Below are 25904 nucleotides of genomic sequence, written 5' to 3' on the forward strand. Positions count from 1 at the left end.
TTATTTAATTGTTTTAACCATGTGATAAAAAGGTTCACCAATAATTGTCCATGGTTCCGTAATTATATATCCATTCCGTTCGTATAAATTACGTGCTTGGTCTTTTCCAATTTCCACATTTAAAGATATTTTTGAAAAGTCTTTCTTCTGTGCTACCTGTTCTGCGAAGTTCAGTAATTTTGTCCCAACCCCTAGACCTCTAGAAGATTTAGTGCACACAAATGGTATCCACATAAAATTCATCAGGATGCGCTTCAGCCTCAATCGTTGTTACTGGAGCATGCTTCTCTTTAAGCCACTGCTGTAAAGAATTGTCTAATTTTCTGCCATCCTTACCACTATAAAGAACAAGTATACCTAAAATTGCCGTTTTCTCTATATTTTCCGCAACATACGTATTTATATAGGAATGGCGATTATCTGTACGAATAAATAAACCCTCTAGTTCAAAAATAATTTTATTGTAATCAGATTGCCCTGTTAAACGGTTTGCAATTTTCCCAATTGCTTCATAAATTAATGGTGCAACATATTTTGCATCTTCGGGTATTGCTTGTCTAATGCAAATAGTCATAGTGATCCTTCCTTTCATTAAAATTATAGCAAAATATTGAAGGAAATTATGACCTTTCCCCCTGTCTGAATAGTATAAAACTTTAAAGCTGTGTAAATTTTATGTTAATCTTATTTCAGCACATATTCGGAGGTCAGACAACTTATGAGTCACCCAAAAAAAGATTTTGTATTAGTATACGGAGACGCTTTTGTTGATTATATAGCGAATGATAAAACGAACACATCCTTTACAACATTTTTAGGCGGGGCAACAGTTAATGTTGCAGCAGGTATTAGCCGAATTGGTGCACCTTCAGCATTAATAACAATAACTGGTGAAGATGAAACATCAAAATTCGTCCGTGCTGAAATCAGCAATGAGGGCGTAAATATAGATTATTCAATTATCGTGCCGGAAAAACGTGTTAGTGGGGTATATGTACATCTAACAGAAGAGTGTGAACGAGTATTTAAAGATTATGTAGATGAAACTCCAGACCTACAAGTAGAGCCTCATCAGTTAGATGAAGAGGCCTTTAAAAGAGCTTCCATTTTTAATGTTTGTTCGGGTACTATGTTTCATCCAACGGCACTTGCTACTACTAGGAAAGGTGTAGATATGGCAAAGGAAAATGGTGCAATTATTGCCATTGACGCAAACATCCGACCGTTACGTTGGAGTAGTGCAGAAATTTGTAGAGAAACGATTATTTCCTTTTTTGAGGATGCTCACATTTTAAAACTAACAGATGAGGAACTGTTTTTCTTAACAAAAACAGAAAACCTTCAAGATGGTATAGAAGTAATTAATCAATATTTAGTGCCAATCGTTTTAATTACTGTTGGTGCTGATGGAGCTTATGCTGTATTAAATGGTGAAGTGATTCATGTACCAACCGAAAAAGTAGAAGCTGTTGATACAACTGGAGCTGGTGATGCATTTATGGCGGGAGTACTACGATTTGTTCATTATAATGGGTTACCAACTACTCATAACGAGTTGGTAAAGTGTGTAGGTTTTGGAAATATACTAGGAGCATTTGCTGCAACAAAGGCTGGTGCATTATCTGCACTGCCAAATCTAGAAGAAATCAACCACTGGTTATAAAAATCGACCACCGACAACAATCATTCTGTTGTCGGTTTTTTTATTCAACTTTATACTGAAGCTAACATAAGAAATTATAGGGGTGAAGAGAATGGGAGAGTTACAAGCAGTACCTTGGGCGTTAATTGCACCATTATTACTAATCCAGTTAATCTTAATGGTTGTGGCTTTAATTGATTTATCAAGAATCCACGCGACAAACGGACCGAAATGGTTATGGGCGATTATTATCATTATCGGTAATCTACTTGGATCCATTGTGTACTTTATTATAGGGAGAAAACAATCATGACACTTATTTCAGTATCGGATTTAACAAAAACATTTGGCAATCAAACAGTAGTTGACCATATTTCATTTTCCATTGAATCAAATACGTCTACTGCGTTAATTGGACCAAATGGAGCTGGAAAAACGACGACTCTGTCCATGCTTACAGGTTTACTGAGTCAAACATCCGGTAGTATTAAGATGGATGGGGTAAAGGATATGCGCTCGGTCATAGGGTTTTTGCCACAGTATCCGAAATTCTTTTCATGGTTATCTGCCCTTGAATACACAGAAATGGCTGCGAAATTAAGTGGTGTCGAGGCAAAGCAAGCAAGATTACAATCTCAGAAAATATTAGAATATGTTGGTTTAGGTTCGGCTCTTCATAAAAAAACAGAAACATTTTCTGGAGGGATGAAGCAGCGGTTAGGAATTGCGCAAGCCCTTGTCCATAAACCAAAGTTGCTGTTATTAGATGAACCAGTATCAGCTTTAGATCCAGTAGGACGAAGAGAAATCATGAACTTATTAAAAGAAATTCAGAATGAAACAACAATTCTATATTCTACTCATATTTTAAACGATGCGGAAGAAATGACAGATCAACTTTTGTTTCTAAGAGGTGGAAAGCTAGTGGAGAAGGGGTCTTTAAATGAGGTGCGAGCACGTTTTGAAGAACCTCGTATCAAGATAAAATTTAGCTCGCAGGAACAGGCTTTACAGTTTGCAAGTCAGGCAGAGCTTCATTGTAATGTAGAAGGGGAAACGGTGTTTGTAGAAATTGACCATGATCAACCAACAATGCAACAATTGCTAAACCGTTTAGCTAATAGTAACTTTTCGATTGAAAGTATCGAAAAAGTGACAGCTAATTTAGAGGAAATCTTCATGAAGGTGGTAGGAAGTCATGAGTCAGTTTAACGTTTTAATGGGTAAAGAGTTACGTGAAAGCTGGCGTAGCTTTAAAATATTATGGATTCCTCTCGTATTCATCTTACTAGGTGTTAGTGACCCAATATTAAATTATTACTTGATGGATATTTTAAAGGCTGTTGGAGAAATGCCAGAAGGGTTTCAAATGGTAATGCCTGAACTTTCACCAGCCGATATTCTTGCAGCATCAACAGGTCAATTTCAATCAATCGGACTAATTGTATTAATCGCTACATTTGTTGGTACGATTAGTAGGGAACGACAAAATGGAACTGCAACACTTTTATATGTGCGCCCCATTTCGCATATGGCGTTATTCTTAAGTAAATGGTTGGTAGCTTGTCTTGTAGCAGTAATTAGCGTAATTGCAGGATATGCTGCAAGTCTGTATTATACAGTATTATTGTATGGCCCAGTTCAATGGGATCAATTTATAGGGATGCTTGCAACTTATTTATTATGGATTTGTTTAATTATGGCCGTAACAGTAGCAATGAGTGCTGCATTTAAAACTGTAATTGCCGCAACCTTGACGATTATTATGGTAATTGGTGGTACAATTTTCGAAAGTTTAATTGGTAGTTTTCTATCTATTTCTCCGTGGAAATTACCAAGCAGTGCATTATCTTTATTAAGTGATTATTATGATCGAACTAATTTTATTCTAAATTTAAGTTTATCTACAGGTTTACTGATTTTCTTTATTGTACTTGGTATTTTTATGTGTCAACGAAATGCGTCAACAACAGAAATATAAACTATAGCCTATCACTTGAGTGGTGGGCTATTTTATTTTGATTTTAATTGGAATATAATAGAATTTACATAGAATATCCAGATTTTTCTTGAAATAAAGCAGGAAGAAGGGATTACATGACAACTAAATTAAGAAATTCAGACCGTTTCTTAATTGCGTTTAATCGTATTAGTTTAACATTACGGGAAATTATTGGTGCAAAAGATTTTTTGCCTTTTTACCGGTTAGTAGATCAGGGCAAAAAGAAAAGTGCATTAGTCCGGAAATATGAGGATGATTTACGCTCGTTTGCAGATTTACGCAATGCTATCGTTCACCATCGTACGTCAGCGGAATATGTGATTGCTGAACCTCACACAAAAGTAGTAAGTCGAATTGAACACATTGATCTCGTATTAGCAAAGCCGAAATTAGTAGGACAAGTTTTTCAAAAGAAAGTGCTCTGTTTTCAAGTAAACGATTCTCTAAAATATGTATTAAACGTAATCCGGCAGCGAAAGTTTACACAATTTCCTGTTTATGAAGGGCACGAATTTCGCGGACTTGTTACGACTGTAGGCATTACAAATTGGTTAGCAACGACAATTGCAGGTAACCAAATGCCAAAAAAAATGCCGACACTGTATGATATTTTGCATCATGAGAAAAATAGGGTAAATTATAAGTTTGTTAGTAGATACATAACTATTTATGATGCTGAGGAGATATTTAAACAGGGAGTAGAGCGTGGGAAAAGGTTCGAGGCTTTATTAATCACTGAGCACGGCAAACCACAACAAAAACTTCTTGGCATTATAACACCAATTGACATAATGAAAGTGGATTAAAGTTAGGTGGTAAAGCTATTTATATCGCTTTACCACTATCATTTCGAAGGCTAATATAAATTGAGCCATTTTCAAGCACTTGAGCATAATAAACATCTTCAAGATTTTGTACCTTTTTCTTTCGAAGTTTATTCATCACCCATTCTTCTGTTAGGCCAATTTCGTTTAAGTTTTCTGAAATAATTTTACCATTTGAAATAATTTCAGTTGGAACATAAGGGGGAATGGAGACATCAGCTTTCACATCCTGCCTTGTTGCTGAGTTGTGAGCAGGTTTCTTTAATACACTAAGTTGCCCATTCGTTTCAAAAATAGCATAATGAACCTCATCTAATGAGAAAATATTTTGTTCTCTTAATAACATCCCTAGTTCATCTACATGAAGGCGGGACTTCTTCAAAGCGTTATCCATAATTACACCATTTTTAATTAAGATCATCGGTTTATCATCTAGTAAAACGCGTAACTTTTTTGAACGTAATGTAATAAAACTCACAAGTAATGTTAAAAAAGACCACCAGACTAACCCCGTCACTCCATCCCAATAGGCTCCATCTGCTTTTGAGGAAATTTCTGCAGCAATAGAACCGAAAGTAATGCCAGTAGCGTAATGGAAAAAGGTAAATTGGCTAACTTGTTTTTTTCCTATAATTCGGGCGAGTATTAAGATTGCTGTGAAGGCAATGGTTGTTCTAATAATCATCTCAGTAAAGTGGATATTCGTGAAATCCTCCATGTTGAAAGCTCCTTTCGTTCATTTATTAGCATGAACGAAAGAAAAATTAGTATACAAAAGAAAAAGAAGTATCACAAGATAAGATACTTCTTTTAATTCCAAGTACTAATGGATTGGGCTTAATATTGAATGAATGAGATGAGGATTACTTACGAAACCTTCTTTAATCGCTACTTCATTCATTTTGTTTTCATAGGAAAATTTAAAAATACCATTATCAAAATCTGTCCCAATTTCTTTAAAAAATATTCCTTCTAAATATTCAACCTTAGGACAAGTGAATACGATTTTGTAGTTCTCTTCATCACGGATTACATAAGCGCGGACACCTTTTTCAAAAGTCCCATACTCTTCTTCTTCTATTGGTCGTTTCACTGCAACAATATGAAAATCTGCAAACGGAACCTCTTTAAGTAATACATTTAAAAATGAACCCTTTGTTATTTCTTCCCATCTACTTTGCGCACTTTGTCCAACTATTATTTGCGTAATTCCATATTTTTTAGCCACATCAGCCACAACTTTTTGAATAGGTCGTTTTTCATTATCACAAATAATAAATTTTTCAACTTGTAATTCATCGGCTAATTGCGTCCATCGTTCAATATACCCTGACTTCTCTGCATCAAAATTATCGATTGGCTTTGAGTCAACAGTTAGTATATAGAGTGGACAATCCAATAATGTTGCAAGCTTATGTCCACGACGAATAAGTCGTTCACCATTAAGTCCGTAATATACACAAACTAAAATACTCTCATCCAATCTCTTTATACGATTCATCGTAGTCTGCTCCTCTTAAAATTAGTTCAATATACCAAAATAATAATGATAAATGAGAAAAATAACGTTTGAGTAAGAAAATAGGAATGCGAATTAAGTGCATCTGAGTAATTCTTATTGTATACTTTTATTTGTAGAAATTATTATTATTTTAGTACATTTAACAAAAATATTACAACTTCGGAAGTTAGCACCTGTTTAAATTGATTTGCTTCTCTATATGACACAATATTATGATGTTCTACCCTTCATAAGTCAAGGGATTGAGGTAAATTTAAAAATAGGGGCTTTTACGAAAATTAGGAGGTCAGTAGATTGTGACATTTGAGCTTGCCATTATCCTGTTACCTTTTATTGTAGCAGCATGCATTCCTATTTTTTATAGGCGACTACCCAAAAAGGCTATTGGTTGGGTTGTTTTAATGGTTCCTTTGAGTTTGTTCCTTTTATTAACTACATATATCCCTCGAATTGCGAAAGGCCAAACATTTTCCAATTATTATGAGTGGATCCCCTCATTCAATATAAATTTCACAACATATCTCGATGGTTTAAGTTTAATATTCAGCCTACTTATTACAGGTGTTGGTAGTTTAGTAATTTTATATTCCATCTTTTATCTATCAAAAAAAGAGTCGTTGCACCATTTTTATTGTTATTTACTTTTATTTATGGGTGCAATGCTAGGTGTTGTTTTTTCAGACCATTTATTAGTTTTATATACATTTTGGGAGTTAACGAGTGTTTCATCGTTTCTACTCATTGCTTTTTGGCATCATCGTAAAGCTTCACGAGCAGGAGCAAGGAAATCTATGACCATTACTGTCTCAGGCGGTATTGCAATGTTAGTGGGGTTCCTAATGCTTTATTCAATGAGCGAAACGTTTAGTATACGAGAAATCATTTCAAACATTGATGTAATTAGTGAGCAATCATTGTTTATTCCAGCACTTGTATTAATACTTTTGGGAGCATTTACAAAGTCTGCACAGTTTCCCTTTCACATTTGGCTTCCAGATGCAATGGAAGCGCCAACACCGGTTAGTGCCTATTTACATTCAGCTACAATGGTAAAGGCAGGTATATACTTAGTAGCCCGATTCACTCCGATATTTGGAGGCGAGATGATTTGGTTCTGGGCAGTCACAGGCGTTGGATTGTTGACACTATTTTGGGGTTCATTTAATGCGGTGAAGCAAGTCGATTTAAAAGCTTTACTGGCCTTTTCAACAGTTAGTCAACTAGGACTTATTATGAGTTTGCTTGGGTTAGGGTCTATAGCGGTTTATTTGGGCTATAGTAAAGATTCAATCATTTATACGCAAGCAGCATTTGCAGCACTTTTCCATTTAATTAACCATTCGACCTTTAAAGGTGCACTGTTTATGATGGTAGGAATCGTAGACCATGAAATTGGAACGCGAGACATTCGCCGCCTTGGTGGGTTAATGCCAATTTTACCCTTTACGTTTACTGTTGCATTAATCGGGAGTTTATCTATGGCTGGGATGCCCCCATTCAATGGTTTTTTAAGTAAAGAAATGTTTTTTGCAGCTACATTAAAGATTACACAGTTGGATGTGTTTTCGATTGATACTATCGGAGTCTTAATACCTGTAGTTGCTTGGGTAGCAAGTATATTCACTTTTGTTTATTGCTTAATCATCGTAGGAAAAACATTCTTTGGGAAAATTAAGCCAGATATTTTAGAAAAGAATCCTCACGAAGCTCCAATTGGTATGTTAATATCTCCGTTTATCCTTATTGGACTTGTAGTAGGTATTTTCATCTTCCCAAATCTTTTAGGTCATTATATTTTACAACCAGCAATGGCTGGTATTTATCCAACATTCCCTTCAACTGAGGAATTAACTCCGCATATTTCAGCTTGGCACGGATTTAATATGGAATTATGGATGACGATTGGGGTTGTAATTTTAGGGATTACATTATATTTCTTACTAAAACGTTGGAAGCCGATTTATCGATGGATTCCACAACGATTAACTTTAAATTCATTATACGAAACAGTAATTAGCTTTAGTGAAAACGTTTCAGAGAGTTTAACAAAGCGATATATGAATGGCAATTTAACTCACTACTTTTCTTATATTTATATGGTGTTTGTCATTGTTGTTGCGGGCGTCTTTTTCTTAACGAATTCTTTTGAATGGAGTTTGGTGAATAATTCAAGTGTTGAAAGCTTTGAATTAATTTTAGTGTTTGTTGTCATTTTCGCAGCAGTAGCAATACTTTTTACAACATCACGCATTGCCTCCGTGTTATTAAATGGGGTGCTTGGCTATTCTGTTGCATTTTTCTTCGTTATTTTCCGCGCACCGGATTTAGCCTTAACACAGCTTGTAGTTGAATCGGTTACAACGGCACTATTTCTAATTTGTTTTAAATTTTTACCAGACCTCACTCCAGAGCGAACATCAAAACGAGTGAAAGTTTCAAATGGGGTTATCTCAATTCTTGTAGGTGCAACGGTTACAATTGTCGGTTTAGCCGTTGTAAACTATGAAAAATTTGAAACAATTTCAACTTATTTTGAAGATGCCTACAATTTAGCTGGTGGGAAAAATATCGTAAATACCATTTTAGGAGACTTCCGTGCGTTCGATACGATGTTAGAAGTGGTCGTTCTCTTTATAGCGGGCTTAGGGGTTTACACAATCATTAAGCTAAAAGCGAAAAAGGGGGATGCCGATATTGAAAATTAATGATGTTATTTTACGAACAGTCGTTAAAGGTGTCGTATTTATTATTTTAACATTGGGTGTCTATTTATTCTTTTCAGGGCATAACGCACCTGGTGGAGGATTCATAGGAGGGCTTGTATTAGGTTCAGGTATTGTACTTCTCTACATCACTTATGATCTTGAAACGGTTCATAAAAAAATGCCCTTCGATTTTAAAAAGGTAGCTGCATTCGGGGTTCTTTTAGCAACAGGCTCTGCAATAGGCTCTTTATACTTTAACGCTCCATTCCTTTCTCAAACGGATGGATATTTCAATATTCCTATCTTAGGAGAAAAGCATTTAACAACAGTTACAATTTTCGAAGCAGGTGTCGCCTTAACTGTTATAGGAACGCTTGTGACGATTATCTTAAGCATAAGTGAGGATGAATAGTATGGAATCTTTAATTGTCATATTAGTTGGAATACTTGTTTCAGTTGGAACCTACTTAGTCCTCTCTCGACATATGATTCGTGTCATTGTAGGAACCGCTATTTTATCCCATGCAGTGCACTTATTAATATTAGCTATGGGCGGATTAAAAAAAGGGGTTGTGCCGCTTCTTGGTCAATCAGAGGACGGTTTTACAGATGCTTTGCCACAAGCACTAATATTAACTGCCATTGTTATCAGTTTTGCTACAACCGCATTCCTTCTTGTATTAGCTTATCGAACGTATAAGACGAACGGAACTGCTGATTTTCGTGAATTGAGGGGTATTTCAGATGAATAATTTAATTGTACTACCTCTAATCATCCCAATTATTACAGGGGTTATTCTCGTATTTTTGCGACATTCAATTATGCTACAACGTGTGATTAGTACGATTACTATGATTACAGTTAGTATCATGAGCTTTATATTATTAGAAATTGTTGAATCGGAAGGAATTATTCGGTTAGACTTTAGCGGCTGGCTACCCCCATTCGGCATTTTATTTGTTGCGGATTCATTTGCCATGCTTCTTGTTTTAACAGCAAGTATTGTGACGACAATTTGTTTGTTATATGCCTTTTCGACAATTGGAAAACAAATCGAAACGATGTTTTTTTACCCGTTTATCTTGTTTTTAATTGCAGGAGTTAATGGCTCGTTTTTAACAGGGGATATTTTCAACTTATTTGTTTGTTTTGAAGTGATGTTACTCTCCTCATATGTACTAGTGGCTATCGGTGGAAAAAAGGTTCAACTTCGAGAGTCTTTAAAGTATGTATTAATTAACGTAGTTGCATCATGGATGTTCTTAGTTGCACTTGCTTTTCTTTATGGGACGGTCAAAACATTAAATATGGCCCATATTGCACAACGCGTTGCTGAAGTAGGTCAAGAACCACTACTAACGACAGTAGCAGTTTTATTTCTACTTGTATTTAGCTTGAAAGCGGGCTTACTGTTATTCTTTTGGCTACCAGGTTCTTATAGTGTGCCACCAGCTGCAGTACAGGCTTTATTTGCTGCATTATTAACAAAGGTAGGAATCTATGCATTAATCCGCACATTTACACTGATGTTCCCTTTAAATCAAGATATTACTCATACATTAATTGGCGTTATGGCTGGAATTACAATTATTGCTGGTTGTATGGGGGCATTGGCTGGTAGAGATGTATATACCATTGGAACTTACAATGTCATTATTGGTGTTGGATTCATCTTAATTGGTTTAGCAGTCGGAACAGAAGCTGCCATTACTGGTGCTATTTATTACTTAATACACGACATAGTTGCTAAAGCGTTATTATTTTTAATCATTGGAATGATGGTTTATTTAACAGGAGAATCCGTAATTAAAAACATGAGTGGATTGATTCGTAATTATCCTCTATTTGGGTGGATTTATTTTATTGTCCTGCTTGCCTTAACGGGAGTCCCACCTCTAAGTGGATTTGTAGGGAAAATTTTAATTGGTCAAGGTGCGATAGAGGCTGAATCTTACATATTACTAGCGATTGGTTTTGCTTCAAGTATTATTGTTTTATACTCATTGTTAAGAATTTTCCTAGCATCATTCTTCGGTGAAACAACAATTAGTTTTGAAGATCGAAAACCCATTCCAAAGGGTGCTTATGGATCTTTTATTTTCCTAGCAGTAACGATTGTATTTATTGGAGTTGGAGCAGAGTCATTGTCAGTTTATGTAAAGGATGCTGTAAATACATTAATGAATCCATCTGTCTACATTGATGCAATTTTAAAGGGGTGAGTGGGTTGTTTGGTCAATTTTTATTAAATTTATTTATTGCCTTATTGTGGCTATTATTAGTTGATGCTCCTACTCCAGAAATTACAACTTTCTTTAGCGGGTTTGTAGTAGGGATTGGTATTTTATATGTGATGCATCGTTTCTTTGGTACAAGGTTTTATTTAAAACGAGTAATGAAATTAGTCAATTTAATTTTGTTATTTATTAAAGAGATTTTAATTTCAAGTTTTTCGGTCATGAAACAAATCATTACACCAAAATTAAATATTACACCAGGTATATTCACTTATAAAACGAACTTAGAAGGTGAATGGGAAGTAACAGCATTAGCACTGTTGTTAACACTCACTCCGGGCTCTGTTGTTATGGAAGTGTCAGAAGAAGGGGACGTTTTTTATATTCATGCTATGGATATTGAACAATCGAAAGAAGAGGTAATACGATCAATCGGTAAATTTGAAAAAGCAATTATGGAGGTGACACGATAATGAAAGAAACAATTTTGTTAATTGCATTAACCTTATTTATGGTAGCAATCGCCATACTTTTATATCGTGTCATTATGGGACCTTCTATGCCAGATCGCGCCATTGCGTTAGATACGATTGGCGTCAACTTAATTTCTGCAATCGCCATTGTTTCAATACTTTTGAAAACGAAAGCTTTTTTAGAGGCAATATTAATCCTAGGTATTTTAGCTTTTATCGGAACAATTGCCTTTTCGAAGTATATCGAAAGGGGTGTTATTGTTGAGCGTAAAGGAGACTCTTGAATGGGCAGCGATACTACTTATTCTACTAGGGGGCATTATAAGTGTAATTAGTGCATTGGGGTTAATCCGTTTACCGGATGTATACACACGTTCCCATGCTGCCTCAAAAAGTTCTACGTTAGCAGTATTAGTTTGTTTGACAGGTGCTTTTATTTACTTCTGGTTCCATGATGGGTATGTAAGCATCCGATTAATATTAGGGATAATCTTCGTGTTTATTACAGCGCCTGTTGCTGGGCATTTAATCTGTCGCGCGGCCTATCGATCCCGAGTACCATTAGCAGAAGGTTCAGGAGAGGACGAGTTAAAACCATTATTGTTTGCGAATGAAGATAAACCAGATTTATAGGCAGATAATTAATAAGTTATCCACAATTTTAAGGCATTCACTTTTTACGTAAATAACGCAAAAGTGGATGTTTTTTTGATTTGTGGATAAATTTTTGCATTTTGTAGGAGAAAAATGAATTTTGGCTGTGGACAATTACAGTAACTGAGGATAAAGCTGTGGAGAACTTGGGATAAGTGGATATGGTGGCTAGTTTTGTGGATAAATTTTTTATGAATTAACGATACTTATTAACATTTTTTTAACCATGACCTTATACTTGAATGTTCTCAAGCATATGAAATAATATGGAGAAGTGTGATTTTTTCAATAAAACCTATAAATGAATCGAGCGAGTAGTTTTGAAAAAAATATTAATTTTATTTTCCCTTATCATAGGGGTTTATTTATTTTTATATGTAAATAATCATTGGATTGTAATAACGGAACATGTCTATGAGTCTGAAAAAGTTCCAAAAAGTTTTGATGGCTTTAAAATTGCACAAGTGTCTGATTTACATGATGCATCATTCGGATTGGACCAAGGAAGGCTTGTTGAAAAAGTTCGTGAATCTAATCCAGATGTTATTTTTATTACAGGTGATTTGATTGATAGCAATCGATATGATTTACAACAAAGTCTTACAGCTGTAGAGCAACTTGTTGAGATTGCAGATGTCTATTATGTAATAGGCAATCATGAAGTTGCAATAAACAAAGTGGATGAAATATATGAAGCATTGAAGAAGCTTGGTGTACATGTCTTGCCAAATACGTCTACTACAATCAAACGTGATGGGGAAATTCTAAATATACTCGGTATTGAGGATCCGTTAAATGGTTTTGAAACACAAAGCATGTTAAATTTAGCAATGTCAGAAATTAACGCGGATTACTTCACAATCTTGTTAGCCCATCGCCCCGAAATGTTTTACACATATGTTGTAAATAATATGGACTTAGTGTTTTCAGGACATGCCCATGGTGGACAGGTACGAATACCGTTTATCGGTGGTTTATTTGCTCCTGCACAAGGCTTCCTCCCTACATATACATCTGGCTTATATAAAGAAGATGCAGCAACGATGGCAGTAAGTCGAGGGTTAGGAAATAGCACCGTGCCTTTTAGAATATTTAATTTACCGGAAATCGTAGTGGTTGAGCTTAAGTCAAAGTCGCTTTAAATGATAAACGTTACAATGCAGCTGTAACGTTTTTTATTTTTGAATTAGTAACGGGAAAGCGCTTTGATTAACCGAAGTGACAATAATGTTAGATTCAACTATTAATTGTCACATTATACGATGGTATAAAGATATCTTTTTTCTTAACATAGCTCTATAAAGCTTTAAAGGAGAGAGTGTCTTTGGATATATCGGTTATAAATAATGATGCTTTCAGAATGATTAATAATTTAGGGAAAGAATTTCAATTTATCAATTTTCCAATGATTATTATTGCTGAATACACAGTTATTTTCTTAGCTATTTTTGTTATTCTGAATTGGTTTACAAAAAAACAAGAAAATAAAATAATGGTCATTTGTGCAAGTGTTGCTTTTATTTTGGCTGAAATTATAGGTAAATTAGCTGGGTTAATGCATTTTAATCATCAACCATTCGCAGTGCTTTCAAATACAAATCAGTTAATAGAAAAAGCAATTGATAACTCTTTTCCTAGTGATCATACTATTTTATTTTTTTCATTCTGTATGTCATTTTGGTTGTTTAAAAAAGGCAGAAGGTTTCTCTGGATCTTGACGGCAATGTTAGTAGGTGTTTCCCGCATTTGGGTAGGCGTTCATTATCCATTAGATGTACTTGTAGGTGCTTTTATTGGTATTGTTTCTGCAGTTTTAGTTTACTTAACAGTTCCAAGATTAACATTAATAACAACTTTCATTACTAAATACGAATCCCTTGAAAAAATAATCACTAGCAAATTTCATAAAGTTTAAATATAAAATGAAGCCTCATCATCAAGAAGCCACTGAAAAACTAAATACCGATAAAAATTTATAGTAATTATTTGCTTCTAAATAGAAGGTGGGATTCACTTCGCTTTCCACGGGCTTGGCTTCAGCCTCCTCGTCGCAAGCTCCTGCGGGGTCTTCAGCTCAAGCTGTTCCCGTAGGAGTCTTCGTGAATCCCACTTCCTAAAAGATCTGAGCGTATTTTTATTATAAAAGTTTATTAAAATCGACTTTTTCAGTGCCCTACATCATCAATGGTGTGGCTTTTTATTTTAAAAAGTGAGGGCATCCAAGAATAAAGAAGTCGTTGAATTTAGTAGGTGGAGACGATATTCAAGTCATTTACACGTACAACCCACCACTGTTATAAATCTAGTTTTACCATTAAACACCATGTAAATAGTACAATTATATTAGTGTTTACCAGTAAAATAAACCTATGTTAATCTACTAATAGTAAAATGGTGATTTCACCAAAAGGTAGGGATAACTTTATGGGGTTAAAAGGAATAGGTGGAAAATTAACAGCATCAATTGTTGCGTTGCTATTACTTACGTGCGGTACTTTAGGGGTATTTTCTTACTTAAATAGTTCTAATGCTGTCATCAATCAAGTGAAAACAAATCTACAGTGGAAAGCTGGAGATGTTTCTCATTACATAGAAGAATATTTTAAACGTACATATTCAGAAATTGAAGCAATAGCAGAAAATAATAATATACAAAACATGGAACAGGAAACGCAATTTAAATATTTAAATCAAAAATTAGAAGGTAGCACAGATTATTTAGGATTTGGCATTGTAAAAAGTAATGGTGTTGCATATTACTCTGATGGAACAAACGCAGATTTAGGGGATAGAGATTACATACAAGAAGCATTTTCAGGTAAAACGGTAATGACGGATACGATTATTAGTCGTGTAACAAATGAGCCAGTAGTCATGATTGCAACTCCCATTGATACAGTTACGGGTGAAGATGCGTTATTATTAGCACGTTTGGACGGGTATTATATTTCTACAATTGTTGAAGAAATTACGGTAGGGGCAAGTGGTTATGCTTTTATTATCAACTCTGACGGGACAATTCAAGGTCATCCAAACCATGAGTTAGTAAAAAATCAAGTAAACTATTTAGCTCAAACAGAAGAGAATAATTCAGAATCTGGAGAAAGCCTTGCGACGAAGGAAATGATTAATAATGAAGAAGGGATATATCAGTTTAAACATTCAGATGGCAAGGATCATATTTTAGGCTATCACACTTTAGACAATGGATGGAAAGTGGCTATTTTAGCTGTTGAAGATGAAGTTCTAGCAAGTCTGGATAGTTTAAAAAGAAACTTCTTAATTACATCTATTGTAATCATTGCATTAGGTCTTTTATTAGCCTACTTTGTTTCGAGGTCTGTAAGTAAACCGATAAGTCAGGTCGTTCGAATTAGCGAATACTTAGCTATTGGTGATTTTACCCATGAGATACCTGAGAAATATCGTAAACGCATAGATGAGATGGGGGTTTTATCACGCTCTTTAACGGAAATGGTTTCAAGTATGAAAGCAATGATTTTACAAGTGGAGAAAAGTGCAAATAATGTAAATTCAGCTTCGAATGAAGTGATGAATGATACCTTAAATGTTACGAGTATGTCGCAAACAATCGCCCGTGCAATTGCTGAAGTGGAAAGAGGAGCAGAAGCGAGCGCTACGATGGCGGAGGAAAGTGCCACTGCCATTGACCAAATGGCAAAGGGAGTTTCACAAGTAGCTCAAGTAGCAAATAATGTTGCTGAGCATACGGATTACATTTCTTCCAAAGTTCATGAAGGACATGGAGCTGTACAAAAGTCCATTCAACATATGCAAGAAATCCAAGGAGGAATGGAAGTAGAGTTAAATGTAATCCGCAAACTTGATCAGGAAGCAAAAGAGATCAGTTTAATATCAAGTATGATTACGGATATCTCTGACCAAACAAACCTGTTAGCTTTAAACGCATCAATCGAAGCAGCAAGAGCAGGGGACGCAGGAAAAGGGTTTGCAGTAGTGGCAGAGGAAGTTCGAAAGCTGTCTGAACAAACAGCTGAATCTGCAATGCAAATTAATACATTAATTAAAAAAATACAAGATTATACAAATGAAGCAGTAATAGCAGCTGAACAGGGAGAAGGAAAAATCGAACAAGGTTTACATTCAATAAATCATTTAGGTGTTCGATTTGAAGAAATCGTAAAATCTGTTGAACAGATTGCCCACGAAATAGAAGAATTAAGCAGTTCAGCTCAGCAAATGAGTGCCAATACGGAGGAAGTTAATGCCTCAATGGAAGAGATGTCAGCAACTGCACAATCATCGAAGGATTATGTTCATGAAGTGAACACGTCAACTAGTAGTCAGCTACTATCTGTAGAAGAGATGAAAAAGCAAACAGAGCAGCTATCCGATATGGCAAAAGAGTTACAAACGGCAATAAGCCAATTCAAACTATAATATTAAGCAGTATCTCCGTAGTTGGGATGCTGCTTTTATTATTATAAACACTATGATTATTGTGGATATTTAATAAAAATAAAAAATATTTACTATTAAATTTATAATGTGGTAATCTATAAATAAATAGAAAAACTTACAAATATATACATAAATTATACAATCAATGTTAGACAATCTTTATTAAACCCGCCATTAAGGGGCTTAACTTTTGTGTAGGGAGTTATAATGATGAATAAATTCACTAATTGTCTAATGGAAAGTGAAGATTTTCATAAAAGAAAAATCTATTATTATATACCTATTGCCACATTACAATTTTTTATAACTTATCAAAGGTATCATAATGATCATTGTTTATTACTACGTAGATTATTTAATGGAACCATTTTTGAAAAATCTGATTTAGTGTATGGGATAAACAAACCGCAAAAATGTATATCAACAAGACTAGAGTATGAAGGTTCTATGGTTTATTTAAAAGGGAAAATAGAATTAGAAAAGTATTTAATTAGTAACAAAGAATATAAAGAAATTAAGGCTCATATTGTACGTTTACACAAATTTGGTTGGGAAAATTATTTATGTTTAAAGAAAATGACAAAATAGAGAGGAAAGCAGTATTCCATAATAATTGGAAATACTGCTTTTGCCTATTTAATAACTTGTTTCGCCATATGTTGTAATAGTTCTTGAGCAGATATCAGTTTCTCACCGCCGCCTTGTACGAATGAGGCATTTCCACCACCTTTACCATTAATTAAAGGTAAAATCTCATCTGAAATATTTTTCATATTATAGTCACCATTAGTTCCACGTGCCGCGATAAATTGAATCTTATTGCCATTATCAGAAACAAGTAAAACAATGGCATTATCATTTAGTAGGGTAATGGCGCGCCCAAGCTTTTGTAAAGTTTGAACAGAGCGATTTTCAAAGAGTGCTGTAACTATCCCATCGTCACTATTTTCCAACAATTCTTTAGCTTCATAGTGTAGTAATGTTTCTTGGGCATCCCCAAGTGATTTTTCGGTTGCTTTAGCACTCACTAGAACCTTGCGCAACGCATCCGAAGCTTTTTCTTCTGGTACGCTTAATTGGTGGGCAACATCAGATAATACTCTTTTACGCATTGCAAGCTGATCAAGTACTCGTTTACCACAAACGAAGGAAAGCCTAGTGTTTTTCTTCATTTTTTCAGTACCCATAATTTTTATCAAGTTTACTTGTCCAGTTGATGTCGGGTGGGTACCTCCGCATCCGTTATAGTCGTAGTCAGGGATAATCACTAAACGAATATCTTCATCGACAGTAACGTCTTTTCTCAAATTGTAATGAGAAAGTTCATCTCTATTTACCCATTTCGTTTCAACAGGTCGATTTTCTAGAATGATTTCATTGGCTCTTTTTTCTGCTAGGGCAAGTTGTTCATCAGTAACGTTTTCCGCATTTAAATCAATGGTAACTAGTTCACTTCCGAGATGGAAACTAACCGTCGCAATGTCGAAAAGTTCTACAAATGCTGCAGTTAAAATATGTTGACCACAATGTTGCTGCATATGATCGAAGCGTCGTTCCCAATTTAGTACGCCCCGCACGTCACCTTTGAAATCGTACTGTATTTCGGTATAATGCCGTATTTCATTATCAACTTTTTCAACATCGATAACTCGAATATCATTAATAAACCCTGTATCATGCGGTTGCCCTCCGCCAGTTGGATAAAAAGCAGTGTTTGAAAGGACAACATAAGGACGATTCCCATCCAAGCCAGTGTTCAACACATTTGCTGTAAATTCTTTTATCATTACATCTTGGTAAAATAATAAATCACGCATCTGCAAGTTTCTCCTTTATAATGATTAATATCATTTTGTCATATATAGGTAATAGTGTCACTCACAAGGCTTTTAATTGACCACAACTTATTTTTGATTATTATATATAGATAGAAGTTAATCCGTAAGAGGATTCGTTAAAGGAGAAGTTAAATAAATGGAGATTACACAATTTTCAGTAGAAGAAATCAAGGACCCAACAAACATTATAGAAGGAAAACGTTATGAGTTTTTATTAGATGTTAATGTAGATGAGGAAGATGAGCTTTACACAGAAGCTGGAATTGAAATTCGAGTGTTGGTGGGCCAAAACCAAGAAGAAATAAAAATCCTAAATTATTTTATTACGGAAAAGAGTGAGAACAAATACTTAGATTTTGGATTGGAAGATGAAGAAGAAGCTATGATTTTAGCATTTTGCAAAGAACAACTTGAAAATGAGATATAAAAAAGTTAGGAGCATAAAATAATTTGCTCCTTTTTTTATTGATTTTATTCAACTGAAAATTTAGAATATTTACAATGTATAGGTAATTTTGTTGCTAAAGTGAAAAGGGATGATGATATTGTGTGTACACAAATTGCTGTAATTTGTTCAGCCGATTTTGCAAAACGAATAAAAATAATTGAAAACGAACTTCCATCTATTAAACTACAATACTATTTATATAAAAAACCACAAGAAGCTCCTACACTTATTTCTCAGATTAAACCTTGTGATGCTGTTTTCTTTTCAGGGGCATTACCATATTATTATGCCAAGAAAATATGTGAGGGGCTTCCAATTCCAACTCACTATTTACAACAAGATGAAACGGCCATAGCTACGACTTTATTAGCTATAACTAAAAGAGATGGTATCTCATTACAAGAAGTCTCCATTGATATTACTGATTCTCAAATTGTAACAAGTGTATTGGAGGATATCGGGTTAGTTTTAACGCCTAAAATATTTAAATTTGACCCAACAACTAATATACAAGAACTTGTAGAGTTTCATTATCATTTATATAAAAATCATAAAACATTACATGCAATAACAAGCGTTCATGCAGTATATGAAATTCTTCAAGAGCTAAATGTACCTGTCTCGGGCATGATAGATCCAAGAAGTTCAATTATTAAAGGGATTGTAGATACAAAAAATTTGGCTATTTTATCCAAAAGTCAATCTGCAAAAATTGCAGTTGGCTTCATAAAGTTTGAAGGTATTAAAGAGATTCATAGTAACGTTTTAAGTAGGTTTACTGAATTATTTAAAACTAAACTAATAAGTGTAGAAAGTAATTCATACACAATATTTTCAACTCAAGGGGATGTTGAAAAAACTTTTGAATTTATCACTGAGGAAAAATGGAAGAGTTTGATTGACACCCCGTTTAAACTAGCTTTTGGATACGGTAGTCATATCGAAGAGGCAACACAAAATGCAAAAGATGCACTACTTTTAACAAAGACAAATACTGCCAATATCATTACAGAAAAAAAGCAACTACTTGGACCATATCCTAAATATCATCACTGTATTGAATTACGCACGAGAGAACCAGTGTTAGTCGAAGTGGCAAAGTCAACTTCTTTAAGCCCAGCCAATCTTTCTAAGGTCATTCAGTTTAGTAAGTATCATTCAGCCAATGAATTTACCGCCCATGACTTGGAAACTTTTTTAAAAGTGAGTAGGCGAACTTCTGAGCGGATTTTAAAAAAGTTAGTAGATCATCATTATGCTGAAATTATTGGTGAAGAAATGACTTATCAACAAGGAAGACCTCGCGCGGTATATAAATTGAATATTCCAACTTATACTTAATGAGAAGGGTAGCTATCCGCATGCATTAAAGCCTTCAACCGAACAAAAAAGAGGTTAATCATTTTCGATTAACCTCTCATTTTTTTAGTTAGTAATTGATTGTAATTCTTCTAACTTATCTAATTCTGCGATTTCTGCCTCTGATAATTTTTGGATTGTGAAGCCAGTGAATGCATAAATTATTGAGATAATAGGAACGATGTAGTTTAATACCGCATAAGGTGCATATTCCATTGCTCCTACACCTAACGTTCCAAGAATAAATACACCACAAGTATTCCACGGAATAAATACCGATGTTAATGTTCCACCATCTTCTAACGCACGCGATAAGTTTTTCGAATGTAACCCTTTTTTACGATATGTCGTTGCAAACATTCGTGCAGGTACAACAATTGAAATGTACTGTTCTGAACATGTAGCATTTGTTGTGAAACATGCTAAGATTGTTGATGCAATTAAACTTCCGGCAGTTTTTGCTAATTTTAATATTCTATTCATAATTGATTGTAGCATGCCTGAATATTCAAGTATGCCACCGAAAGTCATAGCAACAAGTGTCATTGAAACCGTATACATCATTGAATCTAGTCCACCGCGATTGAATAAGTTATCAACCATTTCATTGCCTGTTTCAATTACGTAACCACTTTGTAATGAAGCGATTGCTTGAGCGAAAGTTTCACCCTGTATGAAAACTTGCGAAAGTGTTCCAAGTAAAATTCCAATTACTAATGATGGAATTGCCGGTACTTTTAAAGCAACAAGGACGATAACGGCAACAGGAATTAATAAAAGCCAAGGAGAGATTGTAAAACTATCCTGTAAAACTGAAACTGTTTGCTGAATGCTTGCCGTATCAATATTGCTGTCTTTATAGTTCATACCAATGATTCCATAAACGACTAAAGCAATTATGATCCCTGGAATCGTAGTATAAAACATATGTTTAATATGTACAAATAGGTCCGTGTTTGTTAATCCTGCTGACAGGTTTGTTGTATCTGATAAAGGTGACATTTTATCCCCAAAATATGCCCCTGAAATTACTGCTCCTGCAATGATTGGAGCTGGAATTCCCATACTTAATCCAATCCCCATACCTGCAACTCCGATTGTCCCCATTGTTGACCATGAACTACCTATTGCTAAAGAAACAACCATACAAATTAATGTAATTGTTACCAAAAAGAAAGAAGGCGTAATTATTTGTAAACCATAGTAAATCATTGTTCCAACTACACCGCCGCCAATCCATGAACCAATAATTAGTCCTACTAAAATAATGATTACGATAGCTGGCAATGCTAGTCTAATTCCCTTGTACATCATTTCTTCAATTTCTGTCCATTTAAAACCTTGTTTCCAAGCAACAAGAGCAGCAATTGAAGTACCGACGATTAAAGGAATATGTGGCCCTTGTTCTAAGAAGATGATTGTTATAATCATCGTTGCAATCATGATAAGTAATGGTAATAAAGCCCAAAATAGAGGTATTTCTTTTTTACCTAACTCTTTTTTATCTCCCATCCTAAATCCTCATTTCTGATAAAGTTGTGCTAAAAATATGACGTTTAATAGTCGTTTAATATCATAGAGTAATAGTATAAGTTTTATAATTAGGTGTCAATATTTTTCGAAATATCTGACTAGCTAAATATATGGTAATAGATTATTAATATAATTGAAAACTCGAGCATAATCAACACATATAGTATATTTGTAAATGTCTAAATTATCAGTTTATTATATAAATAATGTTAGGTAAAACTCTAGTTAACTGTTATAATACTGATAATGGTATTATAATCTGTATTATTACAGTTAGGGTATAATAGAAGTTGCAGGTATATTTGTTATAAAAGGGGATGGGAACATGTCAATTTTACAAGGGTTAAAGATTCTCGATTTTTCATCAATGTTACCTGGAGCATTTACTACAATGATGTTCGCAGATTATGGAGCAGATATTATCCATATTGAGTCTTCAAAAAGGGTGGACATGATGAGAATTATGCCACCTTATGATAATGAGCGTGAATCTTTTATTCATCAACATTTAAATCGTTCAAAAAAATCAATTAGCTTAGATTTAAAAACACCTGAGGCAATTAATATAGTGAAATCATTAATCCATGAATATGACATTGTTGTAGAGGGGTTCCGGCCTGGTGTAATGCAACGTTTAGGGCTTGATTACGAAACGCTAAGTCGTGAAAATCCCAAACTAATTTATTGTTCCATAACTGGTTACGGTCAAACAGGCCCATATCGTGATCGACCCGGACACGATAATAATTATTTATCGATTGCAGGTGTTCTGGATCATTCGCGCCTTAAAGATAAAAAACCTGCTGCAATGGGTATACAAATGGCCGATATTGCAGGGGGAGCTATGCACGCAGCTGTAGGGGTGCTGGCCGCTGCATTACACCGAGAAAAAACGGGAGAAGGCAAGTATATCGATGTATCAATGGTAGATGCAGTATTCACAATGAATGCATTATATGGAACTACTTATTTAACAAGTGGACACTTAGCACAGGCAGAAGAAGAAATACTAAACGGGGGCACATTCTACGATTATTACAAGACAAAGGATGGAAGATATTTTTCTGTAGGTAGCCTTGAGCCACACTTCCGCAAGTTACTATGTGAAGCATTAGATATCCCGGAACTAATCCAAAGTACATTTAACGATTCAACCTATACACAAAAACGTTTTAAAGAAGCCATTAAAGATGCATTTTTATCAAAAACTTTTGATGAATGGTTAGAAGTATTTAATGGGGATTTCCATGGATGTGTGGAGCCTGTTTTAACATTTAAAGATTCGTGTGAGCATCCACAAATAGCTGCTCGTAACATGATTGTTGACATTCCGGATCATGAAGGTAACATGCAAAAGCAAATCGGAGCCGCAATTAAATTTGATCAAGAGGAGCCAACGTATAAGTTTGTAGGGGCAAAACTTGGTGAGCATAATACTGAAATTCTACAGGAACTCGGTTTTTCTATTGAGGAAATTGAAAAGTTGAAAGAAAGAGGGGTATTACAGTAATTCAGTATTATAATGGATGCAGAAAAAGATGCGTCTCATGATAATAAATTAATTAAAACTAAAAAAATTAGGTTCTAAAGTTTTTTGCGCCTGCATCTGTCGCTAAAGCTTTCGATGCAGTACCTTAAGAAAGTAGTAAAGAATTCTTAAAATATGAGGGGAAAAGATAAAAAATTTATTTTAATAAATTTACGTGTCGCAAGCTTTCGGCGCAGAAAAGAATNNNNCCTTAAGAAAGTAGTAAAGAATTCTTAAAATATGAGGGGAAAAGATAAAAAATTTATTTTAATAAATTTACGTGTCGCAAGCTTTCGGCGCAGAAAAGAATGCATCTTTAGTCCGGTGAGATGCGCAATTTTTGCACCTGACGCAAGCTTTCGGTGCAGAAAAGAATGCATCTCTAGTTCGGTGAGATGCGCAATTTTTGCACCTGACGCAAGCTTTCGGTGCAGAAAAAGATGCGTCTCTACCCGGCGAGACGCATCTTTTTTGAAACTAATTCATATCCTGAAACGTATTTGAATATATAGCCGTCAAATATTAAGGAAATCTTCATTATTTTTTTGAAGGTTTCTTAATAATTAATAGTTAATATATTAAGTAATAAATATGTTATTGGTTTCAGGGGTGATCAGATGAGTAAAGTCATTTACATAGTACTTACAGAGACTGGCTCTCTGTTATCAAGGGCCATTCAGTTATATACACATGAAAATTTTAATCATGTTTCTATTTCATTTGATAGAGAATTAAATGAGATGTATAGTTTCGGTAGGAAGCGAGAAAATAACCCGTTTATCGGGGGATTTGTTCATGAAAATCCTTCATCCAAGCTGTTAAAAAGTGCAAGTTGTGCAGTTTATGAGTGCCCGGTGACAGAAGAGCAATATCATTTATTGAAGGAACATGTGCAGCATTACAAAGTCAATAAAAACGTATATAAATATAATTTTATTGGATTGTTTGGGGTTGCCTGTCGATTGAAAGTTAAGAGACATAATGCCTTTTTCTGCTCTCAATTTATCGCAACCCTCTTCCAATACGTTGGGCTACCTCTATGTGGAAAGTGTCCGTACTTTATGAAACCCACTGACTTTATAAGGCTACCATACTTACAATTGCGTTACACCGGCAATATTCAAGAATATACTCGAATATACCGGACAAAACCTATGAGAAACATACCTGTGTCCTCTATACAATATATTGCTTAAGATTTAACGTACTTTGATACAAAATCACGAAGATCATAAAAGTGTGTTTCTATTTTAAGATACTTTTTATACACCTCTATTAACTTCTCAAAAAGCTCATATTGCTCAGTTGCAAAAAATACTTTTAATAAATTGCAAACATGATTAGACGTCTCTATGGCAATTTCAAAATATGGGCTTTTTTCATCTTGATATTGGGCAAGCCAAATTTCAATCGATTGTAAAACATGTTGAGGTGAATTATGGACAATATAAGCAATATCTCGTTGTACCGTAGCTTCAATTCGATGAAGTAAATCTTGGTCGAATTGTGGAGCGTTAAAATAGTCATAAATACTAGTACATGAGGCGATATCATGTTTTCTTAGCAAAGATATTACTTCATCAAATTGCTCATTTTGAATAAGTGCATCAATTAAAATATAAAATATTTGTTCTAAATAATTTTTATTATACCGTTTAACTATTGTTGCTGGCTCAGGTTTCAAATTAGGTAAAACATCACTATATTCTACAAGTAATTCGATTGAATGATTAATAAGTCGATCTCCATGAATTAAATATCTTCCGTATTCAATTACCTTTTTAATATTATTTTGCTGTGAAGCGTTCACGGCTAACATATATATTAAAAGTGTATTTTCCTTTTCTGATAAAGCCCATTTTCCTTTTCCCCAAGATGACATTATTCCTTCTATTAATTTAGTTAACTTCTTATAATGCCGTTTTCCACCATTGAAATGCAAAATAAGGTTAAATAAATGGAGTTCCTTTAATTCGTAGGAGCGAACATTTATTAAATCCAATTTTTTTATAAGGTTATTCGTAATTACAACAGATTGATTCAATGAATAATGCTTTTCTAATATATTTTTATAGCGATGAATTAACTGAATTACATCCACGATAGTTTGTAATGGAGTTTGTAAAAAAATGGAGTATATTTTTTTGGCAAATAATATATCCCAAAATTTACTTTTATCGTTATAGATAATATGCAAGAGGAACTTATTACCAACTTGGAATAAGTGAATTTCATGAAGTCCACCTGCAGGAATCGAAAGTTTTATATCTTTCCCAAAAGCGAGTGCAATTAAATTATCAAATTCAAGATAATTATGTATAAGTAAATAATCGAAAATTGCCTTTTTTCCGTTCTCCGATGCAAGAAATGAACGGAGACGGTCATTAGCGTTTTCTATATCAATGGTTGTCGTCTGAAAAATTGAATGCAAAAATAAGTCGATATTTCCCCAATATTCTTGAACAGTCGAGTAGATGATATTTTTAGCATTTTCTTCGGTTATGAGAATGGAATCGAGAGCAAGTAGGGAGCCAAAAATGCCTTTATCAATTTCTCTATGGCATGGACATATTCTTTCAATAGCTTCTTCAAGAAAGTTGCCGACTCTACCTTTTGTTTCAGTAAGTAGCAGCTCATCAATTTTTTGCAAATAAAACCCTCCCTTAAAAGAGAATCATACCAAGAATATACCAAA

General features: G+C 34.5%; 27 protein-coding genes. 20 read left to right on the forward strand and 7 right to left on the reverse strand.

The window, feature by feature from the left end; translation table 11 throughout:
* Together CRO00_RS20615 and CRO00_RS20620 are read right to left on the reverse strand one after the other, a co-directional pair.
* Nucleotides 1-243, reverse strand: a complete 243-nt coding sequence (locus CRO00_RS20615) for a GNAT family N-acetyltransferase (protein WP_337189423.1) — start codon at nt 241-243, stop codon at nt 1-3.
* A complete protein-coding gene (locus CRO00_RS20620; protein ID WP_337189424.1) occupies nt 209-574 on the reverse strand; it encodes a GNAT family N-acetyltransferase in 366 nt (121 codons plus the stop codon). The genes CRO00_RS20615 and CRO00_RS20620 overlap by 35 nt, the downstream gene beginning before the upstream one ends.
* Nucleotides 575-718: 144 nt before the next feature.
* Here CRO00_RS20620 and CRO00_RS16885 point away from each other — a divergent pair, with 144 nt between their 5' ends.
* The 5 genes from CRO00_RS16885 (at nt 719) to CRO00_RS16905 (ending at nt 4450) form a co-directional block, all read left to right on the forward strand.
* Nucleotides 719-1663: a carbohydrate kinase family protein gene (locus tag CRO00_RS16885; RefSeq protein WP_097074846.1), complete on the forward strand. Its 945-nt coding sequence runs from the start codon at nt 719-721 to the stop codon at nt 1661-1663.
* A gap of 91 nt (nt 1664-1754) precedes the next feature.
* Entirely contained in the window at nt 1755-1955 is a 201-nt protein-coding gene (locus tag CRO00_RS16890) for a PLDc N-terminal domain-containing protein (RefSeq protein WP_097074847.1), read from the forward strand.
* Complete coding sequence (locus tag CRO00_RS16895) at nt 1952-2854, forward strand: ABC transporter ATP-binding protein (protein ID WP_097074848.1); 903 nt, start codon at nt 1952-1954, stop codon at nt 2852-2854. The genes CRO00_RS16890 and CRO00_RS16895 overlap by 4 nt, the downstream gene beginning before the upstream one ends.
* Nucleotides 2841-3623, forward strand: a complete 783-nt coding sequence (locus tag CRO00_RS16900) for an ABC transporter permease (protein WP_097074849.1) — start codon at nt 2841-2843, stop codon at nt 3621-3623. Before CRO00_RS16895 ends, CRO00_RS16900 begins: the two co-directional genes overlap by 14 nt.
* A 116-nt stretch (nt 3624-3739) precedes the next feature.
* Nucleotides 3740-4450 carry a CBS domain-containing protein gene (locus CRO00_RS16905; RefSeq protein WP_097074850.1) on the forward strand — a complete coding sequence of 237 codons (711 nt, stop codon included), beginning with the start codon at nt 3740-3742 and terminating at the stop codon, nt 4448-4450.
* A 19-nt stretch (nt 4451-4469) separates the two neighbouring features.
* Here CRO00_RS16905 and CRO00_RS16910 read toward each other — a convergent pair whose 3' ends face one another.
* Nucleotides 4470-5186 carry a YetF domain-containing protein gene (locus CRO00_RS16910; RefSeq protein ID WP_202615702.1) on the reverse strand — a complete coding sequence of 239 codons (717 nt, stop codon included), beginning with the start codon at nt 5184-5186 and terminating at the stop codon, nt 4470-4472.
* A 105-nt stretch (nt 5187-5291) separates the two neighbouring features.
* On the reverse strand, nt 5292-5969 hold the full coding sequence (locus tag CRO00_RS16915) for an adenine nucleotide alpha hydrolase family protein (protein WP_097074851.1): 678 nt from the start codon (nt 5967-5969) through the stop codon (nt 5292-5294).
* 314 nt (nt 5970-6283) lie between these two features.
* On the opposite strand from CRO00_RS16915, the gene CRO00_RS16920 reads away from it, so the two are divergent.
* The 11 genes from CRO00_RS16920 to CRO00_RS16970 all read left to right on the forward strand — a co-directional run bounded on the left by CRO00_RS16920 (nt 6284) and on the right by CRO00_RS16970 (nt 17091).
* A complete protein-coding gene (locus CRO00_RS16920) occupies nt 6284-8695 on the forward strand; it encodes a Na+/H+ antiporter subunit A (RefSeq protein WP_097074852.1) in 2412 nt (803 codons plus the stop codon).
* Nucleotides 8685-9107, forward strand: coding sequence for a Na(+)/H(+) antiporter subunit B (locus CRO00_RS16925; protein ID WP_097074853.1), 423 nt, complete (start codon nt 8685-8687; stop codon nt 9105-9107). Before CRO00_RS16920 ends, CRO00_RS16925 begins: the two co-directional genes overlap by 11 nt.
* 1 nt (nt 9108) lies before the next feature.
* Entirely contained in the window at nt 9109-9447 is a 339-nt protein-coding gene (locus CRO00_RS16930) for a Na(+)/H(+) antiporter subunit C (RefSeq protein ID WP_097074854.1), read from the forward strand.
* The gene (locus CRO00_RS16935) at nt 9440-10918 is read left to right on the forward strand and encodes a Na+/H+ antiporter subunit D (RefSeq protein ID WP_097074855.1); all 1479 of its coding nucleotides are present in this window, start codon (nt 9440-9442) and stop codon (nt 10916-10918) included. Before CRO00_RS16930 ends, CRO00_RS16935 begins: the two co-directional genes overlap by 8 nt.
* Before the next feature lie 5 nt (nt 10919-10923).
* On the forward strand, nt 10924-11406 hold the full coding sequence (locus CRO00_RS16940; RefSeq protein WP_097074856.1) for a Na+/H+ antiporter subunit E: 483 nt from the start codon (nt 10924-10926) through the stop codon (nt 11404-11406).
* Nucleotides 11406-11690 carry a Na(+)/H(+) antiporter subunit F1 gene (locus CRO00_RS16945; protein WP_097074857.1) on the forward strand — a complete coding sequence of 95 codons (285 nt, stop codon included), beginning with the start codon at nt 11406-11408 and terminating at the stop codon, nt 11688-11690. The genes CRO00_RS16940 and CRO00_RS16945 overlap by 1 nt, the downstream gene beginning before the upstream one ends.
* Nucleotides 11668-12039 carry a Na+/H+ antiporter subunit G gene (locus CRO00_RS16950; RefSeq protein WP_097074858.1) on the forward strand — a complete coding sequence of 124 codons (372 nt, stop codon included), beginning with the start codon at nt 11668-11670 and terminating at the stop codon, nt 12037-12039. Before CRO00_RS16945 ends, CRO00_RS16950 begins: the two co-directional genes overlap by 23 nt.
* A 341-nt stretch (nt 12040-12380) precedes the next feature.
* Nucleotides 12381-13202, forward strand: coding sequence for a metallophosphoesterase (locus CRO00_RS16955; protein ID WP_097074859.1), 822 nt, complete (start codon nt 12381-12383; stop codon nt 13200-13202).
* Between the two features lie 182 nt (nt 13203-13384).
* The gene (locus tag CRO00_RS16960) at nt 13385-13975 is read left to right on the forward strand and encodes an undecaprenyl-diphosphatase (protein WP_202615703.1); all 591 of its coding nucleotides are present in this window, start codon (nt 13385-13387) and stop codon (nt 13973-13975) included.
* Nucleotides 13976-14451: 476 nt separating this feature from the next.
* Complete coding sequence (locus CRO00_RS16965; RefSeq protein WP_237658462.1) at nt 14452-16482, forward strand: methyl-accepting chemotaxis protein; 2031 nt, start codon at nt 14452-14454, stop codon at nt 16480-16482.
* A 231-nt stretch (nt 16483-16713) separates the two neighbouring features.
* Complete coding sequence (locus CRO00_RS16970) at nt 16714-17091, forward strand: hypothetical protein (protein ID WP_097074861.1); 378 nt, start codon at nt 16714-16716, stop codon at nt 17089-17091.
* Between the two features lie 44 nt (nt 17092-17135).
* Here CRO00_RS16970 and CRO00_RS16975 read toward each other — a convergent pair whose 3' ends face one another.
* Nucleotides 17136-18320, reverse strand: coding sequence for an alanyl-tRNA editing protein (locus tag CRO00_RS16975; protein ID WP_097074862.1), 1185 nt, complete (start codon nt 18318-18320; stop codon nt 17136-17138).
* A gap of 157 nt (nt 18321-18477) precedes the next feature.
* Here CRO00_RS16975 and CRO00_RS16980 point away from each other — a divergent pair, with 157 nt between their 5' ends.
* Both CRO00_RS16980 and CRO00_RS16985 read left to right on the forward strand, forming a co-directional pair.
* Entirely contained in the window at nt 18478-18768 is a 291-nt protein-coding gene (locus CRO00_RS16980; protein ID WP_097074863.1) for a DUF6509 family protein, read from the forward strand.
* Between the two features lie 120 nt (nt 18769-18888).
* Nucleotides 18889-20130 carry a hypothetical protein gene (locus tag CRO00_RS16985; protein ID WP_097074864.1) on the forward strand — a complete coding sequence of 414 codons (1242 nt, stop codon included), beginning with the start codon at nt 18889-18891 and terminating at the stop codon, nt 20128-20130.
* A gap of 84 nt (nt 20131-20214) precedes the next feature.
* On the opposite strand, the gene nhaC is transcribed toward CRO00_RS16985, so the two are convergent.
* Nucleotides 20215-21660 (reverse strand): Na+/H+ antiporter NhaC, encoded by a 1446-nt coding sequence (gene nhaC, locus CRO00_RS16990; RefSeq protein ID WP_097074865.1) that lies wholly within the window; start codon nt 21658-21660, stop codon nt 20215-20217.
* Nucleotides 21661-22006: 346 nt separating this feature from the next.
* Here nhaC and CRO00_RS16995 point away from each other — a divergent pair, with 346 nt between their 5' ends.
* Together CRO00_RS16995 and CRO00_RS17000 are read left to right on the forward strand one after the other, a co-directional pair.
* Nucleotides 22007-23191 carry a CaiB/BaiF CoA transferase family protein gene (locus tag CRO00_RS16995; protein ID WP_097074866.1) on the forward strand — a complete coding sequence of 395 codons (1185 nt, stop codon included), beginning with the start codon at nt 22007-22009 and terminating at the stop codon, nt 23189-23191.
* Between the two features lie 635 nt (nt 23192-23826).
* Nucleotides 23827-24405, forward strand: a complete 579-nt coding sequence (locus CRO00_RS17000; RefSeq protein ID WP_097074867.1) for a hypothetical protein — start codon at nt 23827-23829, stop codon at nt 24403-24405.
* On the opposite strand, the gene CRO00_RS17005 is transcribed toward CRO00_RS17000, so the two are convergent.
* A complete protein-coding gene (locus CRO00_RS17005; RefSeq protein WP_097074868.1) occupies nt 24402-25859 on the reverse strand; it encodes a hypothetical protein in 1458 nt (485 codons plus the stop codon). The genes CRO00_RS17000 and CRO00_RS17005 overlap by 4 nt on opposite strands.
* Nucleotides 25860-25904 lie beyond the last annotated feature (45 nt).

The organism is Ureibacillus xyleni, from assembly GCF_900217795.1.
GTDB classification, from domain to species: Bacteria; Bacillota; Bacilli; order Bacillales_A; family Planococcaceae; genus Ureibacillus; species Ureibacillus xyleni.